Annotated in this window: 23 protein-coding genes; 11 read left to right on the top strand and 12 right to left on the bottom strand. The window is 53.5% G+C overall.

Annotation, left to right across the window (positions count from 1 at the left end; all coding sequences use genetic code 11):
• Window positions 1-4 precede the first annotated feature (4 nt).
• The 4 genes from fdxH to AC2CGP_RS23075 all read left to right on the top strand — a co-directional run bounded on the left by fdxH (window position 5) and on the right by AC2CGP_RS23075 (window position 3632).
• Window positions 5-907 carry a formate dehydrogenase subunit beta gene (gene fdxH, locus AC2CGP_RS23090; protein WP_032712975.1) on the top strand — a complete coding sequence of 301 codons (903 nt, stop codon included), beginning with the start codon at window positions 5-7 and terminating at the stop codon, window positions 905-907.
• The gene (fdoI, locus tag AC2CGP_RS23085) at window positions 904-1530 is read left to right on the top strand and encodes a formate dehydrogenase cytochrome b556 subunit (protein ID WP_015368962.1); all 627 of its coding nucleotides are present in this window, start codon (window positions 904-906) and stop codon (window positions 1528-1530) included. The genes fdxH and fdoI overlap by 4 nt, the downstream gene beginning before the upstream one ends.
• A gap of 5 nt (window positions 1531-1535) precedes the next feature.
• Window positions 1536-2465, top strand: coding sequence for a formate dehydrogenase accessory protein FdhE (fdhE, locus tag AC2CGP_RS23080; RefSeq protein WP_049034572.1), 930 nt, complete (start codon window positions 1536-1538; stop codon window positions 2463-2465).
• A gap of 249 nt (window positions 2466-2714) precedes the next feature.
• A complete protein-coding gene (locus AC2CGP_RS23075; RefSeq protein ID WP_032712977.1) occupies window positions 2715-3632 on the top strand; it encodes an alpha/beta hydrolase in 918 nt (305 codons plus the stop codon).
• A gap of 16 nt (window positions 3633-3648) precedes the next feature.
• Here the strand turns inward: AC2CGP_RS23075 and fabY are convergent, their stop codons facing one another.
• The 5 genes from fabY to typA form a co-directional block, all read right to left on the bottom strand.
• Window positions 3649-4590 carry a fatty acid biosynthesis protein FabY gene (gene fabY, locus AC2CGP_RS23070; protein ID WP_015368966.1) on the bottom strand — a complete coding sequence of 314 codons (942 nt, stop codon included), beginning with the start codon at window positions 4588-4590 and terminating at the stop codon, window positions 3649-3651.
• Between the two features lie 44 nt (window positions 4591-4634).
• On the bottom strand, window positions 4635-5072 hold the full coding sequence (gene dtd / locus AC2CGP_RS23065) for a D-aminoacyl-tRNA deacylase (RefSeq protein ID WP_015368967.1): 438 nt from the start codon (window positions 5070-5072) through the stop codon (window positions 4635-4637).
• A complete protein-coding gene (locus AC2CGP_RS23060; protein WP_015368968.1) occupies window positions 5069-5929 on the bottom strand; it encodes a virulence factor BrkB family protein in 861 nt (286 codons plus the stop codon). The genes dtd and AC2CGP_RS23060 overlap by 4 nt, the downstream gene beginning before the upstream one ends.
• On the bottom strand, window positions 5923-6522 hold the full coding sequence (gene yihX / locus AC2CGP_RS23055; protein WP_015368969.1) for a glucose-1-phosphatase: 600 nt from the start codon (window positions 6520-6522) through the stop codon (window positions 5923-5925). The genes AC2CGP_RS23060 and yihX overlap by 7 nt, the downstream gene beginning before the upstream one ends.
• A gap of 133 nt (window positions 6523-6655) precedes the next feature.
• Window positions 6656-8479, bottom strand: a complete 1824-nt coding sequence (typA, locus tag AC2CGP_RS23050) for a ribosome-dependent GTPase TypA (protein WP_015368970.1) — start codon at window positions 8477-8479, stop codon at window positions 6656-6658.
• A 376-nt stretch (window positions 8480-8855) separates the two neighbouring features.
• Between typA and glnA the strand changes: the two genes are divergently transcribed.
• The 3 genes from glnA to glnG all read left to right on the top strand — a co-directional run bounded on the left by glnA (window position 8856) and on the right by glnG (window position 12921).
• Window positions 8856-10265 carry a glutamate--ammonia ligase gene (gene glnA, locus AC2CGP_RS23045; RefSeq protein WP_015368971.1) on the top strand — a complete coding sequence of 470 codons (1410 nt, stop codon included), beginning with the start codon at window positions 8856-8858 and terminating at the stop codon, window positions 10263-10265.
• A 188-nt stretch (window positions 10266-10453) separates the two neighbouring features.
• Window positions 10454-11503, top strand: coding sequence for a nitrogen regulation protein NR(II) (glnL, locus tag AC2CGP_RS23040; protein ID WP_015368972.1), 1050 nt, complete (start codon window positions 10454-10456; stop codon window positions 11501-11503).
• An 8-nt stretch (window positions 11504-11511) separates the two neighbouring features.
• Complete coding sequence (gene glnG / locus AC2CGP_RS23035) at window positions 11512-12921, top strand: nitrogen regulation protein NR(I) (RefSeq protein WP_015368973.1); 1410 nt, start codon at window positions 11512-11514, stop codon at window positions 12919-12921.
• Window positions 12922-12975: 54 nt separating this feature from the next.
• Here the strand turns inward: glnG and hemN are convergent, their stop codons facing one another.
• Window positions 12976-14349, bottom strand: coding sequence for an oxygen-independent coproporphyrinogen III oxidase (hemN, locus tag AC2CGP_RS23030; protein ID WP_015368974.1), 1374 nt, complete (start codon window positions 14347-14349; stop codon window positions 12976-12978).
• Between the two features lie 188 nt (window positions 14350-14537).
• Window positions 14538-15044, bottom strand: coding sequence for a Der GTPase-activating protein YihI (gene yihI, locus AC2CGP_RS23025; protein WP_213760057.1), 507 nt, complete (start codon window positions 15042-15044; stop codon window positions 14538-14540).
• Window positions 15045-15625: 581 nt separating this feature from the next.
• Here yihI and yihA point away from each other — a divergent pair.
• The gene (gene yihA / locus AC2CGP_RS23020) at window positions 15626-16258 is read left to right on the top strand and encodes a ribosome biogenesis GTP-binding protein YihA/YsxC (RefSeq protein WP_015368976.1); all 633 of its coding nucleotides are present in this window, start codon (window positions 15626-15628) and stop codon (window positions 16256-16258) included.
• Window positions 16259-16392: 134 nt separating this feature from the next.
• On the opposite strand, the gene spfP is transcribed toward yihA, so the two are convergent.
• Both spfP and polA read right to left on the bottom strand, forming a co-directional pair.
• Window positions 16393-16440: a small protein SpfP gene (spfP, locus tag AC2CGP_RS23015; protein WP_071892919.1), complete on the bottom strand. Its 48-nt coding sequence runs from the start codon at window positions 16438-16440 to the stop codon at window positions 16393-16395.
• Between the two features lie 165 nt (window positions 16441-16605).
• A complete protein-coding gene (gene polA, locus AC2CGP_RS23010) occupies window positions 16606-19386 on the bottom strand; it encodes a DNA polymerase I (protein ID WP_213760056.1) in 2781 nt (926 codons plus the stop codon).
• A gap of 396 nt (window positions 19387-19782) precedes the next feature.
• Here polA and AC2CGP_RS23005 point away from each other — a divergent pair, with 396 nt between their 5' ends.
• Window positions 19783-20685: an acyltransferase gene (locus AC2CGP_RS23005; RefSeq protein ID WP_213760054.1), complete on the top strand. Its 903-nt coding sequence runs from the start codon at window positions 19783-19785 to the stop codon at window positions 20683-20685.
• A gap of 44 nt (window positions 20686-20729) precedes the next feature.
• On the opposite strand, the gene dsbA is transcribed toward AC2CGP_RS23005, so the two are convergent.
• The 3 genes from dsbA to AC2CGP_RS22990 all read right to left on the bottom strand — a co-directional run bounded on the left by dsbA (window position 20730) and on the right by AC2CGP_RS22990 (window position 22711).
• A complete protein-coding gene (dsbA, locus tag AC2CGP_RS23000; protein WP_015368980.1) occupies window positions 20730-21353 on the bottom strand; it encodes a thiol:disulfide interchange protein DsbA in 624 nt (207 codons plus the stop codon).
• A gap of 26 nt (window positions 21354-21379) precedes the next feature.
• The gene (locus tag AC2CGP_RS22995; protein ID WP_015703925.1) at window positions 21380-22366 is read right to left on the bottom strand and encodes a serine/threonine protein kinase; all 987 of its coding nucleotides are present in this window, start codon (window positions 22364-22366) and stop codon (window positions 21380-21382) included.
• 75 nt (window positions 22367-22441) lie between these two features.
• The gene (locus AC2CGP_RS22990) at window positions 22442-22711 is read right to left on the bottom strand and encodes a YihD family protein (RefSeq protein ID WP_015368982.1); all 270 of its coding nucleotides are present in this window, start codon (window positions 22709-22711) and stop codon (window positions 22442-22444) included.
• Window positions 22712-22782: 71 nt separating this feature from the next.
• Here AC2CGP_RS22990 and mobA point away from each other — a divergent pair, with 71 nt between their 5' ends.
• The gene (gene mobA, locus AC2CGP_RS22985; RefSeq protein WP_015703924.1) at window positions 22783-23364 is read left to right on the top strand and encodes a molybdenum cofactor guanylyltransferase MobA; all 582 of its coding nucleotides are present in this window, start codon (window positions 22783-22785) and stop codon (window positions 23362-23364) included.
• A complete protein-coding gene (gene mobB, locus AC2CGP_RS22980; protein WP_015368985.1) occupies window positions 23361-23867 on the top strand; it encodes a molybdopterin-guanine dinucleotide biosynthesis protein MobB in 507 nt (168 codons plus the stop codon). The genes mobA and mobB overlap by 4 nt, the downstream gene beginning before the upstream one ends.
• Window positions 23868-23955 lie beyond the last annotated feature (88 nt).

Genomic DNA, 23955 nt, shown 5'->3' with positions numbered 1-23955 from the left:
ACTTATGGCTTATCAATCGCAAGATATTATTCGTCGTTCCGCGACTAACGGTTTCACTCCCGCGCCTCAGGCGCGGGACCACCAGCAGGAAGTGGCGAAGCTTATCGACGTTACCACCTGCATCGGCTGTAAAGCCTGCCAGGTGGCCTGTTCTGAATGGAACGACCTTCGTGACGAAGTGGGTAGCAACGTCGGGGTGTATGACAACCCGGCGGACCTGACCGCCAAGTCATGGACGGTCATGCGCTTCTCGGAAGTGGAACAAAACGACAAGCTGGAATGGCTTATTCGTAAAGATGGCTGCATGCACTGCGCTGACCCGGGCTGCCTGAAGGCCTGTCCGTCAGAAGGCGCGATCATTCAGTACGCTAACGGCATCGTCGACTTCCAGTCTGAGCAGTGTATCGGCTGTGGCTACTGCATCGCAGGTTGCCCGTTCGATGTACCGCGCCTGAACCCGGAAGACAATCGCGTCTACAAATGTACGCTGTGCGTAGACCGCGTGACTGTCGGCCAGGAGCCGGCCTGCGTGAAAACCTGCCCGACCGGCGCTATCCACTTTGGTTCGAAAGAGGATATGAAAACGCTGGCCGGCGAGCGCGTCGCAGAGCTGAAAACCCGCGGTTATGACAAGGCGGGTCTGTACGATCCGGCTGGCGTTGGCGGCACCCACGTGATGTACGTGCTGCACCATGCCGATAAACCGAATCTCTACCACGGTCTGCCAGAGAATCCGGAAATCAGCCAAACGGTGAAATTCTGGAAAGGTATCTGGAAACCGCTGGCGGCGGTCGGCTTTGCTGCGACCTTCGCAGCCAGTATCTTCCACTACGTCGGCGTCGGTCCGAACCGCGCAGATGAAGAAGAAGACAACCTGCATGAAGAGAAAGACGAGGTGCGCAAATGAGAAAACGTGACACCATCGTGCGCTACACGGCGCCGGAACGCATCAACCACTGGATAACCGCCTTCTGCTTTATTCTGGCGGCGGTAAGCGGGTTAGGCTTTTTCTTCCCGTCGTTTAACTGGCTGATGCATATTCTCGGTACGCCGCAGCTGGCGCGTATTCTCCACCCGTTCGTCGGGGTGGTGATGTTCGCGTCGTTTATCATCATGTTTTTCCGTTACTGGCATCACAACCTAATCAATCGGGATGATATCTTTTGGGCGAAGAATATTCGTAAGATCGTCGTCAACGAGGAGGTAGGCGATACCGGGCGTTATAACTTCGGCCAGAAATGCGTATTCTGGGCGGCGATTATTTTCCTGGTGCTGCTGCTGGTAAGCGGCGTGATCATCTGGCGTCCGTACTTTGCGCCTGCATTCTCAATCCCGGTGATCCGATTCGCGCTGATGCTGCATTCTTTTGCCGCAGTCGCGTTAATTGTGGTTATCATGGTGCATATCTACGCCGCCCTTTGGGTGAAAGGCACCATTACCGCGATGGTGGAAGGCTGGGTTACCAAAACGTGGGCGAAGAAACATCACCCGCGCTGGTACCGTGAAGTCCGCCAGAAACAGGAAAAATAGACTGCATGAGTATTCGCATAATCCCGCAAGACGAGCTGGGTTCGAGCGAGAAACGCACGGCGGAAGCAATTCCGCCGCTACTGTTCCCCAGACTGAAGAATCTTTATAACCGCCGCGCAGAGCGCCTGCGCGAGCTGGTCGCCAACAACCCGCTGGGCGATTACCTGCGCTTTGCCGCGCTGATCGCTCATGCGCAGGAAGTGGTGCTGTACGACCATCCGTTGCAGATGGATCTGACTGCCCGCATTAAAGAGGCCAACGATCAGGGCAAGCCGCCGCTGGATATTCACGTATTGCCGCGTGATAAACACTGGCACAAACTGCTGCATTCGCTGATCGCCGAGCTGAAACCGGAGATGAGCGGCCCGGCGCTGTCGGTTATCGAGAATCTGGAAAAAGCTTCCGGGCCGGAACTGGAAGAGATGGCCAGCGCGCTGTTTGCTTCCGATTTCGCCTCGGTCAGCAGCGACAAAGCGCCGTTTATCTGGGCCGCGCTGTCGCTGTACTGGGCACAAATGGCCAGCCTGATCCCGGGGAAAGCGCGCGCCGAATACGGCGAGCATCGCCAGTTCTGCCCGGTTTGCGGCTCGATGCCGGTCTCCAGCATCGTGCAAATCGGCACCACTCAGGGGCTGCGCTATCTGCACTGCAACTTGTGTGAAACCGAATGGCATGTGGTACGCGTAAAATGCAGCAACTGCGAACAGAGCCGCGACCTGCACTACTGGTCGCTGGATAACGAGCAGGCGGCGGTGAAAGCCGAAAGCTGCGGCGACTGCGGGAGCTACCTGAAGATTATGTATCAGGAGAAAGACCCGAAAGTCGAAGCCGTTGCCGACGATTTAGCCTCGCTGGTACTCGATGCTCGCATGGAACAGGAAGGCTTCGCCAGAAGCTCAATTAACCCGTTCATGTTCCCCGGCGAAGGGGAGTAAGTTCTGCGCACCTATAACGGGCGACTCAGGTCGCTCGTTATCATTCATACGGCGTGACCACGCCGGAAATGCTCTCCTTATCCCGATCCTGCTTCTCCAGATATTGTTCAACAGAAGAAGCAGATCTTTGCTGAGAAATACGCTTTTGCGAGCCGCTTTCCACAATGCGATCGCGGCTTTATTCGGTATATCTTTTTCGCAAAAACCAGGCTATAACACTGGATATTAATCCAGTAAAAGGGACTTGCCATGACATTGGAAAAAGGTATTGCTTCGCTGGTTGAGGAGTTTATTGCTGCGGGGCGGCCATCAGCACGAGAACAGAGTATTGATGACCGGAGAAACGGCTATCTCGCCAGCGCCGTTCTCGCTGGGGCAACGGAAACGCGTGTACAGGTTGAAGACATCACGCTCGATGGCATGACCTTGCGCGTCGTCTCGCCGCCAAAAAGCAACGGCTTGCTACCCACCATTGTGTATTACCACGGCGGCTGTTTTGTGAGCGGCGGCTTTGCCACCCATGACAACCAATTGCGCCAGCTTGCCTGGTTCAGTGGGTGCCGGGTGATCGCCGTGCAGTACCGTCTGGCGCCGGAGTACACTTTTCCGGCGGCGCACGATGATGCGGAACGAGGCGCCAACATTATCTATCGGTATGCGCAGCGGCTTGGCGTTGACGCCGCGCGCATCACGCTGGCCGGCGACAGCGCCGGCGGCCACCTCGCCCTGGTCACTGCGCTACGCCTGAAAACGGCGGGAGTATGGCAACCTGCGCAGCTTATCCTGATTTACCCTATGCTCGACGCTACCGCCAGCATGGCAAGCTACGCCAGCAACGGCGAGGATTACATCATTACCCGGGATACGCTGCTTAGCGGCTACGAAATGTATTTAGCGGCCACACCCGCTACCCATCCGGAAGCCAGTCCGCTGTGGCGCGAAGATTTTAACGGGCTGCCGCCGGTTCATATCCTGACGGCCGAATTTGATCCTTTGCGCGATGAGGGAGAAGCGCTGTACCGGCGGTTAATAGCACAAGGGATAGAAAGCACCTGCCAGCGCTATCTGGGCGTCATTCACGGTTTCTTTCAGTTAGGCGGGATAAGCCTCACGGCAAAGCAGGCGATGCGCGATATCGCCTGGCGTACGCAAACGCCAGGCCAATAATAATGCCGGAGGCGGGTTACTCTTCCTCGTTCCCGCCCTCTTCATACGAACCGAACGGCTTCGCGGGCAGTACGATATAGGTTCCCTCAAAAACGGCGCCCAGCTTATCGTTACCGAACAGTTCGACCTGAAGCTGCACGCGAGCCTTACGCCCGCGCGCCAGGCGATCGAGATCGCCGCTTAGCGAGCCCAAATCGGCCACGGCATTCGGCCTCCCGCTGATCGGCTTGCTGTAACGGATATGCGCATCGGCAAGGATAATCGTGCCGCCAAGGTGCCGCTCGCGCAGCATTAACCAGATTAGCCCCCAGCCGGTTAAGGTAGCGAGCGAAAACAGGCTGCCGGCAAATAACGTATGGTGCGGATTCTGGTTCCCCGCTTCGGGCATGGTGGTGATAAATTTTTGCCCGGTATACTGCTGAATGCGCACCCCCATCTTTTCGCTCAGCGGAATGTGCTGATACCAGGCCTGCTGCAGTTGGCCGCACCAGTCGCCGCGGTGCAGGATGTCGTCCAGTGAAGCAATGGGTTTAATCATCAAAAAGTGGCGAATCGGCGTGGTTGTCGGCGTGGTGATTTCCCCCTGGTTCACAAAGCCCAGCTTAGAGAAAAACTCCATCGCATCTTCACGGGCGCTACAGGTCACCCGCTTCACCCCTTCCTGACGGGCGACTGACTCAAGGGTCATCGCCATAAGGGTGCCTAAACCTTTATCCTGAACGGAAGGATGAACGGCCATAAAACGGATCGAGGCTTCATTCTCCGCATTAATATACAGCCGGCCGACGGCAACCAGGTTGCCCTCTTCATCGACGACCATCTGGTGATGCGCCATGGCATCCCAGGCGTCGCGTTCCGACCCTTTAGGCTGATGCAGCGGCTTACGCAACATCTCCCAGCGGAACTGATAATAGCTTTCTAACTCTTCTTCTGTTTGCGGTACACGAAGGTGATACATAGCTGTACTCTCTTTTGTTACCCGCAGCCTGCCCGGAAGCTGACTCATACCTGCAACCAAAAGGTCACGGGACCATCGTTTACCAGCGAGACCTGCATATCCGCAGCGAATCTCCCGGTCTGAGTATTCATTTCTTGTTGGCGGCAGCGCTCAACAAAGTATTCATACAGCGCTTCCGCTCTGTCCGGCGCCGCGCCTTTGGAAAAACTCGGGCGCATGCCGCGCTCGGTATCGGCCGCTAGCGTAAACTGCGAAACTACCAGCACGCTGCCGCCCGCCTGCTGGACATTAAGATTCATTTTGCCTTCGGCATCGCTGAAAATGCGATAGCCGAGCACTCGTTCACACAGACGATTGGCCTTCTGTTCGTCATCGTCTTTCTCGACGCCCAGCAGCACCAGCAGTCCCGGACCGATTTCACCCGTCACTTCACCCTCCACGGTAACGCTTGCACGGGATACGCGTTGAATTAATGCAATCATGGTTGTTCTGTTTCTTCTTTTTTGAGTTTGCGGTATTCACCGAGAGTGACAGTTATTTCAGCGCCAAGCAAGACGATACACCAGGTCCAGTAAACCCATACAAACAAAATGGGTACTACCGCAATCACGCCATAAATCAGCTGGTATGACGGAAACATGGTGATATATAAAGCAAAAGCCTTCTTACCGGCTTCAAAAAGCAGTGCCGCCACCAGCGAGCCGATTACCGCATCGCGATTGCGTACCTGGGTGGTGGGCACAATGCTATAAAGCATCCAGAACGCCGCCCACGATAAGATTAGCGGGAATATACGGAGTACATCATCAATGACGCTATTGAGATCGCTGGCCCAGCGTAGTGAGAGAAGATAGGAACTGATTGCCAGACTGGCGCCGGCCAACAGCGGCCCGAGAGTCAGGATCATCCAATAGACCGCAAATGAATAGATTTTTGGCCGCGTCCGACTGCTGCGCCAGATGGTGTTCAGCGCGCTATCAATCGAATACATCAGCAGTAATGAGGTGACAATTAACCCAAAGGCGCCGACGGCCGTCATCCTGCTGGAGTTCGCCACAAACTGTTCGATATATCCCTGAATGACATCGCCGGTCGCCGGAATGAAGTTGGCAAAGATAAAATGGCGGATCTGCACGCTGACGTCGGAGAACATCGGAAAGGCGGCAAACAGGGCAAAAACCACGGCGATCAGCGGTACCAGCGCAAGTAAAGACACGTAGGCCAGATTCCCCGCCAACGTCGTCATGTTGTCTTCTTCAATTCGCCGCCACAGCAGCTTAAGCCAGGCCACCAGCGGCCTGGTATGGTATTTGGTTTTTTGATGAACGCTTTTTAGCATAGCTGCTTCGCAAAGTAGTTGGGGATGGTCTCCTTATCCGTGACCAGAATACTGGTGATCCCCAACTGGTTAGCCCCAGCTATATTATCGGCGTTATCGTCGAAAAAGACCGCATCTTGCGGCGAAAATCCTTCCGCCTGCAGCACGCTTTGGTAGATACGCGTTTCGGGTTTGCGCATCCCCATCTCTTGCGAAAGATACACATGATCTGCGGCAGCACGCACTTGTGGATATTCGCTTGGCCAGAAAGTGGTATGTAAACGGTTGGTGTTCGAGAGTACGACCACGCGGTGCCCCTGGTCGCGAAGTTTTTGCATAATGTCGGTGACTTCTGGACGCAAGGCGACAAAAACGGCCTGCCAACCGTGGGCAAACTGTTCATAGCTCAGCGGCATGTTCATTTCATGACACATTGCAGCGGCAAACTCTTCATCGCTGATCTCCCCGCGTTCATGCTGGTGGAAGGCATCGCCCATAACAAAGTCTTGCTTTAGCGTCGCCAGCGGGATGCGGGTCAAATCGCTCCACGTTCCGAGCACCCGGTTGAAGTCAATGTCGACAATCACATTACCTAAATCAAAGATATAGAGCATTTTTGTCTCCTTCCGCGCCGTTGAAGATTAACTGTAGCGGGAAAGAAGAGGTTTGACTATCGACGGCGTGAAAAGCGCCCAAAAAGAAACCCCGCCGTTGTGGCGGGGTTTAGCTTGCAGCAAGAAGGGTAAATTACTCTTCTTTCGCACCGCGCATAGCGCGTTTACGGTCGTTCTCGGTCAGGTGACGTTTACGGATACGGATAGACGTCGGAGTAACTTCTACCAGTTCGTCGTCATCGATGAACTCCAGAGCCTGCTCCAGGGTCATCTTAACCGGCGGAACCAGAACCGTTGCTTCGTCAGTACCGGACGCACGCATGTTGGTCAGTTTCTTACCGGTCAGGCAGTTTACCGTCAGGTCATTAGAACGGCTGTGAATACCGATAATCTGACCTTCGTAAACTTCAGCGCCGTGGCCGAGGAACAGCTTACCGCGATCCTGCAGGCCGAACAGTGCGAACGCAACCGCTTTACCCTGACCGTTAGAGATCAGTACGCCGTTGTTACGCTGGCCCACTTCGCCCGGACGAACATCGTCGTAGTGGCTGAAGGTGGAGTACAGCAGACCGGTACCGGAAGTCATGGTCATGAACTCTGAACGGAAGCCGATCAGACCACGGCTTGGGATCACGTAGTCGAGACGTACGCGGCCTTTACCGTCTGGATTCATGTTTTTCAGGTCGCCTTTACGCTCACCCAGCGCCTGCATGACAGAACCCTGGTGCTGCTCTTCGACGTCCAGCGTCACGTTCTCGAACGGCTCTTGTTTACGGCCATCGATTTCGCGGAAGATAACTTTCGGACGGGAAACCGCCATCTCGAAACCTTCACGACGCATGTTTTCAATCAGAACAGACAGGTGCAGTTCGCCACGGCCAGAAACGCGGAACGCATCGGCGTCTTCGGTTTCTTCAACGCGCAGCGCAACGTTGTGCACCAGCTCTTTGTTCAGACGGTCCAGAATCTGGCGAGAGGTAACGAACTTACCTTCTTTACCGCAGAACGGAGAGGTGTTGACGTTGAAGAACATAGATACGGTCGGCTCATCAACAGACAGTGCCGGCAGCGCTTCGACGTTCTGCGGGTCGCAGATGGTGTCGGAGATGTTCAGCTCGCCCAGACCGGTGATCGCGATGATGTCGCCGGCTTCGGCTACGTCGCTCTCGATACGCTCGAGACCCAGGTGAGTCAGTACTTTACCGACTTTACCGTTACGGGTTTTCCCTTCGCTATCGATGATAGTGATCTGCTGGTTCGGCTTCACTTTACCGCGCTTGATGCGACCAATGCCGATTACGCCAACGTAGTTGTTGTAGTCGAGCTGGGAGATTTGCATCTGCAGCGGACCGTCAAGGTCAACGTCCGGCGCCGGTACACGGTCAACAATCGCCTGGTACAACGGGGTCATGTCTTCAGCCATGTCTTCGTGGTCCAGACCCGCGATACCGTTCAGCGCGGAAGCGTAAACGATCGGGAAGTCCAGCTGTTCGTCGGTCGCGTCGAGGTTAACGAACAGGTCGAATACCTGGTCGACAACCCAATCCGGACGCGCGCCCGGACGGTCAACTTTGTTGATGACCACGATCGGCTTCAGACCGTGAGCAAACGCTTTTTTGGTAACAAAGCGCGTCTGCGGCATCGGGCCGTCAAAGGCATCAACCACCAGCAGCACAGAGTCAACCATGGACATAACACGCTCAACTTCACCTCCGAAGTCGGCGTGCCCTGGGGTATCAACGATGTTGATACGGTAATCATTCCATTTGATTGCAGTGTTTTTAGCGAGGATGGTAATCCCACGCTCTTTCTCCAAATCGTTGGAGTCCATCACACGTTCTTGTGCTTCAGTACGTGCGTCGAACGTACCGGATTGCTGTAGCAGCTTATCAACCAGGGTAGTTTTACCATGGTCGACGTGCGCGATGATGGCGATATTACGCAGATTTTCGATCACAACTTTGCCTCAGGCATTAGAAATAGCGCGTTATTGTACACGTATTAAGCGAAGGACTGAACAGGATCACAAAGATCCTCCGCAAACAAGTATTGCAGAGTTTGTTTGTGACCGCTTTCACGGAGCGATAAAAGGGCACCGTAATAAAAATTGCACCAAAATGGTGCTCAACGTTCACATTGAAGCACTATTTTGGTGCATTATCTCCATCATGGTGCAGTCCTTTTGCACTATGGTGCGCATGATACAGCGTTTTACCGTACTTTTAAAAGTTGGCACAGATTTCGCTTTATATTTTTTAAGGCAACAACGCCACTTTTAAGCAGTAAGAAGTTCGTTACCACGACGACAATGACCAATCCGGGAGAGTTTAAGTATGTCCGCTGAACACGTTTTGACGATGCTGAACGAGCACGAAGTGAAGTTTGTCGATCTGCGCTTCACCGATACCAAAGGTAAAGAACAGCACGTCACGATTCCTTCCCATCAGGTAAATGCCGAATTCTTTGAAGAAGGCAAAATGTTTGATGGCTCCTCGATTGGCGGTTGGAAAGGTATTAATGAATCCGACATGGTCCTGATGCCGGATGCCACCACGGCGCTGATCGACCCGTTCTATGAAGAACCGACGCTGATCATCCGCTGCGATATCCTGGAACCAGGCACCCTGCAGGGTTACGACCGCGACCCGCGCTCTATCGCCAAGCGCGCTGAAGAGTACCTGCGCGCCACCGGCATCGCCGACACCGTGCTGTTCGGGCCGGAACCAGAATTCTTCCTGTTCGACGACATCCGCTTTGGCGCATCCATCTCTGGTTCCCACGTGGCCATTGACGATATCGAAGGCGCATGGAACTCTTCTACCAAATACGAAGGCGGCAACAAAGGCCACCGTCCGGGCGTGAAAGGCGGTTACTTCCCGGTTCCGCCGGTAGACTCCTCTCAGGATATCCGTTCTACCATGTGTATGATCATGGAAGAGATGGGCCTGGTTGTTGAAGCTCACCACCACGAAGTGGCAACTGCCGGTCAGAACGAAATCGCTACCCGCTTCAACACCATGACCAAAAAAGCGGACGAAATTCAGATCTACAAATATGTTGTACACAACGTCGCTCACCGTTTCGGTAAAACCGCGACCTTCATGCCAAAACCAATGTTTGGCGATAACGGTTCCGGCATGCACTGCCACATGTCCCTGTCCAAGAACGGCGTAAACCTGTTCTCCGGCGACAAATACGCGGGCCTGTCTGAGCAAGCGCTGCACTACATCGGCGGCGTTATCAAGCACGCTAAAGCGATCAACGCCCTGGCGAACCCGACCACTAACTCCTACAAGCGTCTGGTCCCGGGTTACGAAGCGCCGGTCATGCTGGCTTACTCCGCCCGTAACCGCTCTGCTTCCATCCGTATTCCGGTAGTTGCCTCGCCGAAAGCGCGTCGTATCGAAGTGCGCTTCCCGGACCCGGCTGCCAACCCGTACCTGTGCTTCGCCGCGCTGCTGATGGCTGGCCTGGACGGTATTAAAAACAAAATTCACCCTGGCGATGCGATGGACAAAAACCTGTACGATCTGCCGCCGGAAGAAGCGAAAGAAATCCCGCAGGTTGCAGGTTCTCTGGAAGAAGCCCTGCAGGCTCTGGACGCAGACCGCGAGTTCCTGACCGCAGGCGGCGTCTTCACTGACGAAGCTATCGATGCTTACATCGCCCTGCGCATTGAAGAAAACGACCGCGTACGTATGACTCCGCACCCGGTTGAGTTCGAACTGTACTACAGCGTCTGATTTTGCTGTAAATCCATGGTGTTCCCGTGTTGTGGCACGGGATACCAGGGATGTTTTGTTGCCGTGGAAACTTTCAGCCCATCTCAGGATGGGCTTTTTTCTCCAGCAACACGCTGATCTCTCGCGCTTTTTACCAATAAAAAGCTATACTGCACTAAAATAGTGCAACCATTTCAGGAGACTGTCAGATGGCAACAGGCACACAGCCCGATGCTGGGCAGATCCTCAACTCGCTGATCCACAGTATCTTATTAGTCGATGACGACCTCGCGGTGCATTACGCTAACCCGGCTGCCCAGCAGTTACTGGCGCAAAGTTCGCGTAAATTATTCGGTACGCCGCTGCCAGAATTGCTGAGCTACTTTTCGTTAAACATTGGCCTGATGCAGGAAAGCCTGCAGGCGGGTCAGGGCTTCACGGATAATGAAGTGACGCTGGTGATTGACGGCCGCTCGCACATTCTCTCCCTCACCGCTCAGCGCCTGCCTGAAGGCTATATCCTGCTTGAGATGTCGCCGATGGATAATCAGCGTCGTTTGAGCCAGGAACAGCTGCAGCATGCTCAGCAGGTGGCGGCGCGCGATTTAGTGCGCGGTCTGGCGCATGAAATTAAAAACCCGCTCGGTGGCCTGCGCGGCGCGGCGCAGCTATTGAGTAAAGCGCTACCGGATCCCGCGCTGATGGAATATACCCAGGTGATTATTGAACAGGCCGACAGGTTACGTAACCTGGTCGATCGCCTGCTGGGGCCGCAGCATCCCGGTATGCATATCACGGAAAGCATTCATAAAGTCGCGGAGCGCGTGGTGGCGCTGGTCTCCATGGAATTGCCGGATAACGTCAAACTGATCCGCGATTACGACCCGAGCCTGCCAGAGCTGGCCCACGACCCGGAACAAATCGAGCAAGTGTTGCTGAATATCGTGCGCAACGCGCTGCAGGCCCTGGGGCCCGAAGGCGGCGAAATCATCCTGCGCACCCGTACCGCCTTTCAGCTCACGCTCCACGGCGTACGTTACCGTCTGGCGGCGCGTATCGACGTGGAAGATAATGGTCCCGGTATCCCACCCCATCTGCAGGATACGCTGTTTTACCCCATGGTCAGCGGCCGCGAAGGCGGTACCGGTCTTGGCCTTTCTATCGCCCGCAGTCTTATCGATCAGCACTCCGGCAAAATTGAATTTACCAGTTGGCCTGGCCATACCGAGTTCTCGGTATACCTGCCTATTCGGAAATAGAGGTGTTTATGCAACGAGGGATAGCCTGGGTAGTCGATGACGATAGCTCCATCCGTTGGGTGCTTGAACGCGCACTCACCGGAGCGGGTCTAAGCTGTACCACATTTGAGAGCGGCAATGAGGTGCTTGATGCCCTCACCACCAAAACGCCGGACGTTTTACTCTCCGACATTCGCATGCCTGGGATGGACGGTCTGGCGCTGTTAAAGCAGATTAAACAACGCCATCCGATGCTTCCGGTCATCATTATGACCGCGCACTCGGATCTCGATGCCGCCGTTAGCGCCTATCAGCAGGGCGCCTTTGATTACCTGCCGAAACCTTTTGATATTGATGAGGCGGTGGCGCTGGTTGACCGTGCGATTAGCCATTATCAGGAGCAGCAGCAGCCGCGTAATACGCCGGTCAGCAGCCCGACGGCCGATATTATTGGCGAAGCGCCGGCGATGCAGGATGTGTTTCGCATCATTGGCCGCCTGTCACGCTCCTCAATCAGCGTACTGATCAACGGCGAATCAGGTACCGGTAAAGAGCTGGTCGCCCACGCGCTGCATCGCCACAGTCCACGCGCCAAATCGCCGTTTATCGCCCTTAACATGGCGGCCATTCCGAAAGATTTGATTGAATCGGAACTGTTCGGCCATGAAAAAGGGGCTTTTACCGGCGCCAATACCGTCCGTCAGGGGCGTTTTGAGCAGGCCGATGGCGGTACGCTGTTCCTTGATGAAATTGGCGATATGCCGCTGGATGTTCAGACGCGACTGCTGCGCGTGCTGGCTGACGGCCAATTTTATCGCGTTGGCGGCTATGCGCCGGTGAAAGTCGATGTGCGGATTATTGCCGCGACCCACCAGAACCTTGAGCTACGCGTGCAGGAAGGAAAATTCCGTGAAGATTTGTTCCATCGCCTGAACGTGATTCGCGTGCATTTGCCGCCGCTGCGCGAACGCCGGGAAGATATTCCGCGCCTGGCGCGCCACTTCCTGCAGATTGCCGCCCGCGAACTGGGCGTCGAAGCCAAGCAGTTGCATCCGGAAACGGAAGCGGCGCTGACGCGACTGGCCTGGCCCGGTAACGTGCGACAGCTGGAGAACACCTGTCGCTGGCTAACGGTGATGGCAGCAGGCCAGGAGGTATTGACCCAGGATCTGCCGTCCGAGCTGTTCGAAACGTCGATTCCCGATAGCCCAACGCAGATCCAACCGGATAGCTGGGCGACGCTGCTGGGGCAATGGGCTGACCGTGCCCTGCGTTCCGGTCATCAAAACCTGCTATCAGAAGCGCAGCCGGAGATGGAGCGTGCATTGCTCACCACCGCGCTACGTCATACGCAAGGGCATAAGCAGGAAGCCGCTCGTCTGCTGGGCTGGGGGCGAAATACGTTAACGCGGAAGCTAAAAGAGCTGGGAATGGAATAACACCGGTCTTAGCGGCGAAATGAACACCCGGTGAGTTGGCTCACCGGGATTCGCTTAAATAACGCGAGAGAACTGCTGCAGGCGCGCTTTCTGCCGCAAATAGGCATCGAAGCACATACAGATGTTACGAATCAACAGACGGCCTTTTGCCGTGACCTGTATTCCTTTTTCATCCACATCCACCAGCCCATCTTTCGCCAGCGGTGCCAGCAATTTCATATCTTCGGCAAAGTAATCGTTGAAGATAAGATCCCACTGCGCTTCAACCGCCGCGAACTCAAGACGGAAGTTGCAAATCAGGGCCTTAATAACATCCCGGCGGATACAATCATCGCGGGTCAACGCAATACCCCGCCACAGCGCTGTGCCGCTTTCATCAACCTGCTGATAATACTGTTTCAGCTCTTTCTGGTTCTGCGCGTAGCAGTCGCCAATCATACTGATCGCCGACACACCCATTCCGAGCAGGTCGGTATCGCCCTGAGTGGTGTACCCCTGGAAGTTGCGGTGCAGCACGCCTTCGCGCTGGGCAATCGCCAGTTCATCGTCCGGGCGGGCAAAGTGGTCCATGCCGATAAACTGATAGCCAGCGTCGGTAAGCGAAGCGATGGTTTCCTGCAGGATATCCAGCTTCTGCTCTGCGCTCGGTAAATCCGCGTCTTTAATTTTGCGCTGCGCAGCGAATAGCGTAGGCAGATGCGCGTAGTTAAATACGCTCAGACGGTCCGGATTCAGTTCAGCGACTTTCTGCAGCGTGAAGGCAAAGCTTTCCGGCGTTTGCTTCGGCAGACCGTAAATCAAATCGATGTTGGTCGATGTGAAGCCAATCTCACGTGCATGACGCAGCAGCGCAAAGATGAATTCCTCATCTTGTTCACGGTTCACCAGGCGCTGCACTTCTTTATTGAAATCCTGCACCCCCATGCTCAAACGGTTGAACCCTGCAGATCGTAAATGATCCAGTACATCCAGTTCGATTTCACGCGGATCGACTTCGATGGAGATTTCCGCATCGGCGTTAAAGCTGAAGTGCCCGCGCAGCAGATTCATCAAGCGGCTGATTTGCGCTTTGTTGAGATAGGTCGGCGTACCGCCGCCCCAGTGCAGTTGACTAACCTGGCGGCCGGCAAAAAGCGGCGCGCGGTGAATAATTTCCTGCTCAAGGACATCAAGATACTGGTCAGCCTTATGCTGTTGGCGGGTGACAATCTTATTACAGCCGCAAAAATAGCAGAGCTTATGGCAGAACGGAATATGGACGTACAGCGACAGCGGCCGCTGCGGGTAGCGGTCCACGGCGGCGGCAAAATCAGCAGCGCCGAACGCCGGAGAAAACTCCAGCGCGGTGGGATACGAGGTATATCGCGGCCCGGAATAGTTATATTTCTGGATAAGGGCCAGATCCCAGTCGATTAACTGCTCAGACATGCTCACTCCTTCCGATGATGCCGCCGACGGGTACGCCGTGCCGGCCCAACCGCACCTCGGGTCATGAGCCGGTTGCGCAGCCATTTTTGACGCCGCGACAACCGTCTTAGTTTAACGAATAACCACAGCAGATAACATATAACCAGAAGGGTTATAAGCAGGACCGGGAATCCGATGGGATGCAAACGTTAGTTTCCACCCTTCAGCAGACGCATCATATCTTCCTGACGCTCTTCTTCTTCCTCGTCCTCGTCGTCGTCATAGGAGAGGCCAAGCTGCTGCATCAGCGCGTCAATACGATCCAGTTTGGCATCGACCCAAGCCTGCTCTTCAGCATTCAGGGTACCGCCCTCTTCCAGACGTTCCAGCAGCGCGTCCAGGCGCTCATCATTCTCCAGCAAATCCAGCTCAGCCTGCGGTGAAAGCATAGGTTTCTCGCTCTTCGGTTTGTGCTGCTTAATGGCCGGGGTGCTTTCTGTCACGCCCAGCGGGATCGGTTTTTTGCTGCCAATGCGTGGGTCCTGCTGCTGGCTGCGGCCTTTGCCTGCTGAAGCAGCATCGCCGCCGCTGGTGCGGCTGCCTGCGGCATGGCCGCGGTGTTTTTTCTGACGTTTACGGTCGCGTGCTTCCTGGTTCAACTCTTCACGCGACTTACCACGTGCTTTACCGCGCGATGCGGATGCCGGTTTTTTCATGATGTGTGATCTTCAGACAGTTTTCTTCAGTATAGAATTGAGGCGGAATCTAGCAGAAAGCAAGCAAAGAAAAAAGGCGACAGATTAATCTGTCGCCTTTTTCCGCACTCACAACCCTTAACGGGTTTCCACTTTCCATATCAGCTATCGACTTACCCTGTCTTTCCCTTAGCTTCCAACGGTCCTTGTTCTATCCCTTTCCCTTTTAAAACGTCTCCAGACGTTTGTCATCCTGACAATCCCGGTCTTCGCCTCCTGGCGCTCCTGACCCCTCGTCCTGAGTCGTAATCCTCCGGCATCCTCGCCTTTGCCCACTACTTTACCGTTTTGCCGGAAATCGACAACCACCTGTAGGATGAAAAGCCTGCTTAAGGGAATAGAGTTTCCTGTAACAGTATGATTTAACTATAATCTATGAATTTGACGTCAGGTTTTTCTCACAAATTTCGTATAGTCCTTATGGACAATGTCTCACAAAGCTCATGGTTTTTACTTACAACGCCGACGTGCGGTAAAAACAGCCTTTTTCTGCCTTTCAGGTATAATCCCCGCCATAGCCTGATTTTACGGAGACGACAGTCTTGACCAACTGGAATTATCAACAGACGCATTTTGTCACGAGCGCGCCTGATATCCGCCATCTTCCATCCGATACCGGAATCGAAGTGGCATTCGCTGGCCGCTCAAATGCGGGCAAATCCAGCGCCCTTAATACGCTGACTAACCAGAAAAGCCTGGCACGTACGTCAAAAACGCCGGGTCGTACCCAGCTTATCAACCTGTTTGAGGTTGCGGAAGGTAAACGCCTGGTCGACTTGCCGGGGTATGGCTACGCGCAGGTGCCGGAAGAGATGAAAATCAAATGGCAGAAGGCGCTGGGTGAGTATCTTGAAAAACGTCTGTGCCTGAAAGGCCTGGTGGTATTGATGGATATCCGTCATCCGCTGAAAGATCTCGATCAGCAGATGATCGAATGGGCGGTAGAAAGCGATATACAGGTGCTGGTCCTGCTAACCAAAGCCGATAAGCTCGCCAGCGGCGCGCGTAAAGCGCAGGTCAATATGGTGCGTGAAGCGGTACTGGCCTTCAATGGCGATATCCAGGTTGAGCCTTTCTCTTCGCTGAAAAAATCTGGCGTGGATAAGTTGCGTCAGAAGCTGGATAGCTGGTTTAACGACATCCCGCCACAAGAAGCCGCCGAAGACGCAGAGTAACCCCCGCTTTTTCCGGATAATGGCGCCCAGCGCCCTATCCGGACGTTCATTTTATGCGGTTGTCAGCGCGTAAAACTTTTCTTTCGCGCAATAAAAAACGCCCCGGTCATAAATGACCGGGGCGGCTAAAATATTCAGCCAAATCCGATTACGTGAAGTAAAAGGTCTGAAAGATAGAACATCTTACCTCTGTACCCTACGCGAATAACTTTACTCTTCTTTCGGTTATGGATAAAGCACTTTTTGTAGTTTTTTTTCACTATTTACATAACAAATTCAAATGACCATCACAAAAATCTATAAGTTATGTTGCTAACTTACAAAAAAGAACCTTACAGATTGCCCACTTAGTGCGCTTGATCCCAGTTTTCACCGCTACCGACTTCCACCAATAACGGCACCGCCAGCGTAGTACTGTTTTCCATCAGCTCATGCACCTTCTTCGATACGCTATCCAGATCGTCTTTGTGCACTTCAAACACCAGTTCATCGTGCACCTGCATGATCATCCGCACGCGCGGTTTTTCACTCAGCAGCCAGTCATCAACGGCAATCATCGCCCGCTTAATAATATCCGCCGCCGTTCCCTGCATCGGTGCGTTGATAGCCGCTCGTTCCGCGCCCGCGCGGCGAGCGCCATTGTTGGATTTGATATCCGGCAGATACAGACGACGCCCTTCCAGCGTTTCAACATAGCCCTGCTCTTTCGCCTGCGCGCGGGTACGTTCCATGTAGTCCAGTACGCCCGGATAGCGCTCGAAATAAAGATCCATGTACTTCTGCGCTTCTTTACGCGGGATATTCAGCTGACGTGCCAGACCAAATGCGCTCATACCGTAAATCAGGCCGAAGTTAATCGCCTTCGCGCTACGGCGCTGTTCATTACTGACGCTTTCTAACGGTAAGCCAAATACCTCTGCCGCGGTGGCGCGGTGAATATCCTTACCTTCCGCAAACGCCTTCAGCAGCCCCTCATCGCGCGACAGGTGCGCCATGATGCGCAGCTCAATCTGCGAATAGTCGGCAGACACAATCAGATAGTCCTGAGGCGCAATAAACGCCTGACGAATACGACGACCTTCGTCATTACGTACCGGAATATTCTGCAGGTTAGGATCGGTCGAAGAGAGACGCCCGGTCGCCGTCACCGCCTGATGATACGAAGTATGAACACGACCGGTTTTCGGGTTAATCATCAGCGGCAGCTTATCGGTATAGGTCGATTTAAGCTTCGCCAGCCCACGATACTCGAGGATCACCTTCGCCAGCGGGTAATCCAGCGCCAGTTCCTCCAGCACCTCTTCAGAAGTCGACGGCGCACCGCCAGGCGTTTTCTTCAGCGGCTTGATGCCCTGCTTTTCAAACAGGATAGTTTGCAACTGTTTGGTAGAAGAGAGGTTGAACTCCTCACCGGCAATTTCATGGGCGCGTTGTTCCAGTTCAACCAGACGCTTAGCGATCTCCTGCGAATGCGCGTGAAGCACCGCCGGATCGATTTTCACGCCGTTGCGCTCAACCCGCGACAGCACCGGCACCAGCGGCATCTCGATATTTTTAAAGATATTCAGCGGACCTTCATGCTGCTGCAGTTGCGGCCACATCTTCAGATGCAGTTGCAGCGTCACGTCAGCATCCTCCGCGGCGTAACGCCCGGCCTCTTCCAGCGCGATCTGATTAAAGGTGAGCTGATTTTTCCCCTTACCGGCAATCTCTTCAAAGGTGATGGTTTTGTGTTTCAACCAGCGATCGGACAGGCTATCCATATCATGTCGACCCGCGACGCTATCGAGGGTGTAGGATTCCAGCATGGTGTCGAAGGCAATACCACGCAGTTCAATGTCATAGTTGGCCAGGATGCCGCGATCGTACTTCAGGTTTTGCCCTACTTTTAGCACCTTGTCATCTTCCAGCAGCGGCTTGAGCAGCTCCAGCACGCGTTCACGTGGGATCTGGTCCGGCGCGTCGAGATAATCATGGGCCACCGGCACATAAGCCGCGACGCCAGGCTCAATCGCGAATGACAGACCCACCATATTGGCGGAAATGTTATCGAGGCTATCCGTTTCGGTATCAAAAGCGAATAGCGGCGCTTTCTTCAATCTGGCAATCCATTCGACCAGCGTCGCTTCATCCAGGATTGTCACATAATGCTCAGAAGAGAGCGTCGCGGCGACCTCTTCTTCCATAATTACCGCGGCTTCAGCTGGTTTCGCCGCTGGTTTAGCGCCTTTCCCCTGTAGCCATTTGCCGGATTCGACATCGGTGATCCAACGTTTGAATTCATATTGCTTAAACAACGCCAGCAGTTCATCTGCCGCCGGCTGCGCAACTAACAGCTCTTCGCAACCCAGATCCAGTTCAACATCGGTTTTTATCGTTGCGAGTTGATAAGAGAGGTAGGCCACCTCTTTGTTCTGCTCCAGCTTCGCCGCCATCGTTTTCGCGCCGCGGAAGGTCAGCCCGGCGATTTTTTCCGGTTCTGCATAGAGCGTATCCAGACCACCCAAACCCTGCAGTAGCGCCTGCGCCGTTTTTTCCCCAACGCCCGGGACGCCAGGTATGTTATCCGAGGAGTCGCCCATCAGCGCGAGGAAATCAATAATCAGTTCCGGCGGTACGCCGTACTTATTCACGACCTCTTCCGGGCCGAGGATAGTGTTGGTCATGGTGTTGATTAAGGTAATGCCCGGCGTCACCAGTTGCGCCATATCTTTATCACCGGTGCTGATCAGTACCGGGCGGCCCACTTTTTCCGCCTCGCGGGCCAGCGTGCCGATAACGTCATCCGCTTCAACGCCAGGCACCGCCATCAGCGGCAGCCCCATCGCCTTCACCATCTTGTGCAGCGGTTCAATCTGCGCACGTAGATCGTCCGGCATCGGCGGACGATGTGATTTGTAATGCTCAAACAATTCGTCACGGAAGGTTTTCCCTTTGGCATCAAATACCACGACGGCATGCGTCGGCTGATACTGCAGGATCAGGCTACGCAACATATTCAGCACGCCGTACATAGCGCCGGTAGGCTCCCCGGCGCTATTGGTTAGCGGTGGGAAGGCGTGGTAAGCCCGATATAGGTAAGAGGAGCCGTCGACGAGGATGAGAGGGTTTTCTGGGATCTGAACCATAATTTCCGTGCCTGTTTATCAGATTATGGGTAAAGGATGCCACAGACGGGCATGAAATCCTGAATTTTTCCCGCATTTAGCCGAAAAGATTCATCGCAGAGGGGAATCGCTGCACAATATTATCTGTGGATAACTTTGTGTATAGTTTTATCGCCTCAGCCAAAAAAGCCTAAGCCATGTAATATGTCATCTTATAACTCATTATATATCAAAGAATTAAATCTTCCCCCAAGGCTATATGCAATTCATGATGACTCAATGTTCCATGTGGATATAAGATTCGCGTTTTTTTCTGTTCTGGTAAGACCCGTTATTTACCGCGTTTTCTGGTAAAATCAGCCTCTTGCGCGGCTTAAGAAGGTTCTTTGCCGGCCTAACTTTCTGAATAAACTAACTATGTCGAGATTACTCGCTGCGATAACGCTCCCGCTGAGTATCGCCCTTACCATCTTAGTCACCGTTATCTGTTCCGTACCGATTATCATCGCCGGACTGATTAAACTGCTGGTACCTATCCCGGCGGTATGGCGTTCTATTTCCGTTTTTTGCAATTTTATGATGTATTGCTGGTGCGAAGGACTGGCGCTGCTGCTGCATCTCAACCCATGGTTGAAATGGGATATTCAGGGGCTGGAAGGGCTGAATAAAAAGAACTGGTATCTGCTTATCAGCAACCATCATAGCTGGGCGGACATCGTGGTGCTCTGCGTTCTGTTTCGCAAGCATATCCCGATGAATAAATACTTCCTCAAGCAGCAGTTGGCCTGGGTACCGTTTATCGGCCTGGCCTGCTGGGCGCTTGATATGCCTTTTATGCGCCGCTATTCGCGCGGCTACTTACTGCGCCACCCGGAACGTCGCGGTAAAGACGTCGAAACGACTCGCCGCTCATGTGAAAAATTCCGCTCTCATCCGACAACCATTGTCAACTTCGTTGAAGGTTCAAGGTTTACCGCTGAAAAGAAGCGCGAGACGCGCTCGCCTTACCACAACCTGTTGCCGCCTAAAGCTGCGGGCATTGCGATGGCGTTAAACGTCCTCGGCGCACAGTTCGATAAGCTACTGAACGTTACGCTGTGCTATCCGGATAATAATGCCAGGCCGTTTTACGATATGTTAAGCGGCCGCCTGACACGTATCGTGGTACGTATTAATCTGGTGCCGATTGGCGAGGAACTACACGGTGATTACGTCAATGATAAAAACTTTAAGCGCGGTTTCCAGCGCTGGCTGAATGGGCTTTGGGAAGAAAAAGATCGTCAGCTCACTGACATTATGCAGGGTAACGAAAAGTCGTGACTATAGAGTCGATAAAAAAAGCCGGTCAGTGACCGGCTTTTTTTTTATTTCTTTTCAACCAGTTGTTTCACCGTATCTGCGTACTGGGAAACAAACGCGTCCATATTGCTGGTATCCATACCCTGCGGGTTCAGCTGGTATTTACCATTAACAAACATCGCCGGAACGCCCTGCAGCTGTAAATCGGCTGCGGCTTTCTCTTGCTGGGCGACCAGAGACTTCACCACAAAGCTGTTCCATGCCGCGTCGTAATCTTCACCTTTAACGCCCGCATCAACGAAGACTTTACGGATGTCGGCAGTGGACTGCACGGTTTGGGTTTTCTGTACCGCTTCAAACATCGGCGCGGTTACTTTATCTTCAACGCCCAGCGCGATCGCCACAGCCCACGCCTGGGTCAGGTCTTTACCCAACGGGCCCAGGAATTCAACGTGATACTTGGTCATTTTGGTGCCTTCAGGCAGTTTCTGACGTACATTGTCGGAAACGTGCAGCACTTCTTCAAACTGATAGCAGTGCGGGCAGTAGAATGAGAAGAACTCAAGGACCTGAGGTTCACCTGCAACCGGCTTATCAAGGGTGGTGTACTGCTTGCCGTCGGTGATCTGGGCAGCGGATGCACTGAAAGCCAGAATCATACCAGCCAGCGCCAGCCAAATTTTTTTCATGATTATTTCTCTCCTGATATATCACATTAATACATTGGCGTTAACTGAAGAGGGGGTTCCTGCAGAACCTTCACCTGCTCAAGAAATGTTTCAGTCTGCCCGCGCCAATAATCTTCCCCGGTTAACCATGGGAAATTTATAGGGAAAGCAGGATCGTCCCAACGCCTGAGCAGCCACGCCAGATAATAAACTAAACGCATGGCGCGTAAAGGTTCGATGAGAGCGATTTCGTCCGTGTTGAACGGACTGAATTCTTCATAAGCCTCAATGATGGTCTCCAGCTGCATGCGCTGTTCGGCTTTATCGCCATTCAGCAGCATCCAGAGATCCTGTACCGCCGGGCCACTGCGGGCATCATCTAAATCAACAAACAGCGGACCATCGCGCCACAGGATATTACCGGCGTGGCAGTCGCCATGTAGACGAAGCGTATCCGCACGCCCGTGCCACTGCGCCCTGACGGCATCGATGAGTTTATCAGCCGCACCCAGGAAATCAGCCTTCAGGCCAGATGGAATAAGCGTCGCCTGTTCGAATACCTGACGTGGTTCCAACAGATATTCTTGTACGCCAATCTCCGGGCGCGCATTAAAACGCTGCTTACGACCGGTCTGGTGCAGGCGGCCAAGATAGCGCCCGACCCATTCTATTTGGTCAAGATTATCCGCTTCGAACTGGCGGCCACCGAGGCTTGGGAAGACGGCAAAGAAGAATCCTTGATGTTGATGTAGCGTGCTGTCGTTAAATAAGAGCGGCGCGGCAACGGGCACTTCATCTTCTACGAGTTGAAGCGCAAACTGATGTTCTTCGAGGATCTGTTCTGCAGACCAGCGTTCAGGACGATAGAACTTCACCACGTAGCGGCGGCGATCTTCGTCCTGAAACTGGTAAACACGGTTCTCATAGCTATTAAGCGGGGTCAGACCGGAGTCGACCCGCATTCCCAGATCGAATAATCCATCAATGATGGTATCCGGGTGAAGCGTCTGAAAAGTAAAAGCCTTATCGTGCATCCTGACATCCGATAATCGTACGAATGCTTCAGGATATCATCTCGTAGCCGGTTTCGCGGCAGCACTTACAACCTTTTACTCTTTAATAACACCGCGCGCGCGTAACAGTGCGGTTTTAAAATCCTCTTCATAATCTTTCTGAATACCCGGGATGACAGCCTCTTTCGATGAGTCACGCATCTTCAGGTGATAAATCAGAATATCATCAGAAAGATCGGCTAGTTCACCTTTGTAACCTGCTTCAGCCGCCAGTTTCTGCAAGAATTGCATCAGGTTCAGTTCAGGTTCTTTTTGCCAGGCTGGCTGGAGAAGCTCAATTACTTCATTCAGGCGTTTACATTTCATAGTCATGCTCCTTACTCTTGATAGGGACAAGTTAACAGGGTCAATCCCACAATGAAAGAGGCGATATTAATATGCAAAGCGAGGCAATAACCGGCGTCGTGCTGGCGGGTGGAAGAGCTACGCGCATGGGCGGTGTTGATAAGGGATTGCAGTTGCTGAATGGTCGTCCTCTCTGGCGTCACGTTGCGGATTCATTAGAGCCGCAGGTAGGCAGATTAGTGATTAGCGCTAATCGCAATCTTGAGTATTGGCATACTAGCGGATATGCCGTTTATCGCGATACCCAAGCTGATTTTCCAGGCCCACTGGCCGGAATGCTTGCCGTTATGCAGCAGGTAGATAGCCCATGGTTTGTATTTTGCCCCTGCGACACGCCGTTCATCCCCTCTTTTCTGGTCGAGCGCTTTCTACAACAGAAAGCTTCAGCGCCGGTGGTTTGGGTACACGATGGCGAGCGCGATCATCCCGCCGTTGCATTAGTTCATCGTCAAATCATTCCGGAACTGGAGACTTATCTGGCTCATGGAGAACGCCGGGTGATGGTCTTTATGCGTCAAGTAGGTGGGCACCCGGTGAATTTCAGCGATGTGAAATCAGCGTTCATCAATGTAAATACATTGGATGAGTTGCAGCAGATGCAGGAGTCATCATGATCCCCTTACTGGCGATCGCCGCATGGAGCGGTACCGGGAAAACAACGTTATTAAAACGCCTTATCCCTGAACTCTGCGCTAAAGGATTGCGGCCGGGGCTAATAAAGCATACTCATCACAATATGGATGTCGATAAACCTGGCAAGGATAGTTATGAGTTGCGCAAAGCTGGCGCTTCACAAACTATTGTCGCCAGTAAGCAGCGTTGGGCGCTGATGACAGAAACCCCAGATGAACCCGAATTAGATCTTCAATGGCTGGTAAGCAGAATGGATCCTGACAAATTGGATTTCGTTTTGGTGGAGGGTTTTAAGCATGAACCTGTGCCGAAGATCCTGCTTTTCCGGCAAAATAGCGGACATCTTGTAGAAGAGCTAGTGATTGATGAACATACGATCGCCGTGGCCAGCGATGTGCCCATAGTGACGTCACTTCCGCTGTTGGATTTAAATAATATTCCACAGATCGCGACGTTTATTGCGAGTTGGTTAGAGAGGCAATAGCGGTGATATAGGTGGGATTTCCCCGGAGGCGGTGCTGCGCACCTTTTCCGGGCTACGGGTCTGTAGCCCCGGTAAGCGCAGCGCCACC

It is taken from the genome of Klebsiella sp. SYXHC3, assembly GCF_057196925.1.
This window is presented reverse-complemented; position numbering and strand designations above follow the sequence as displayed.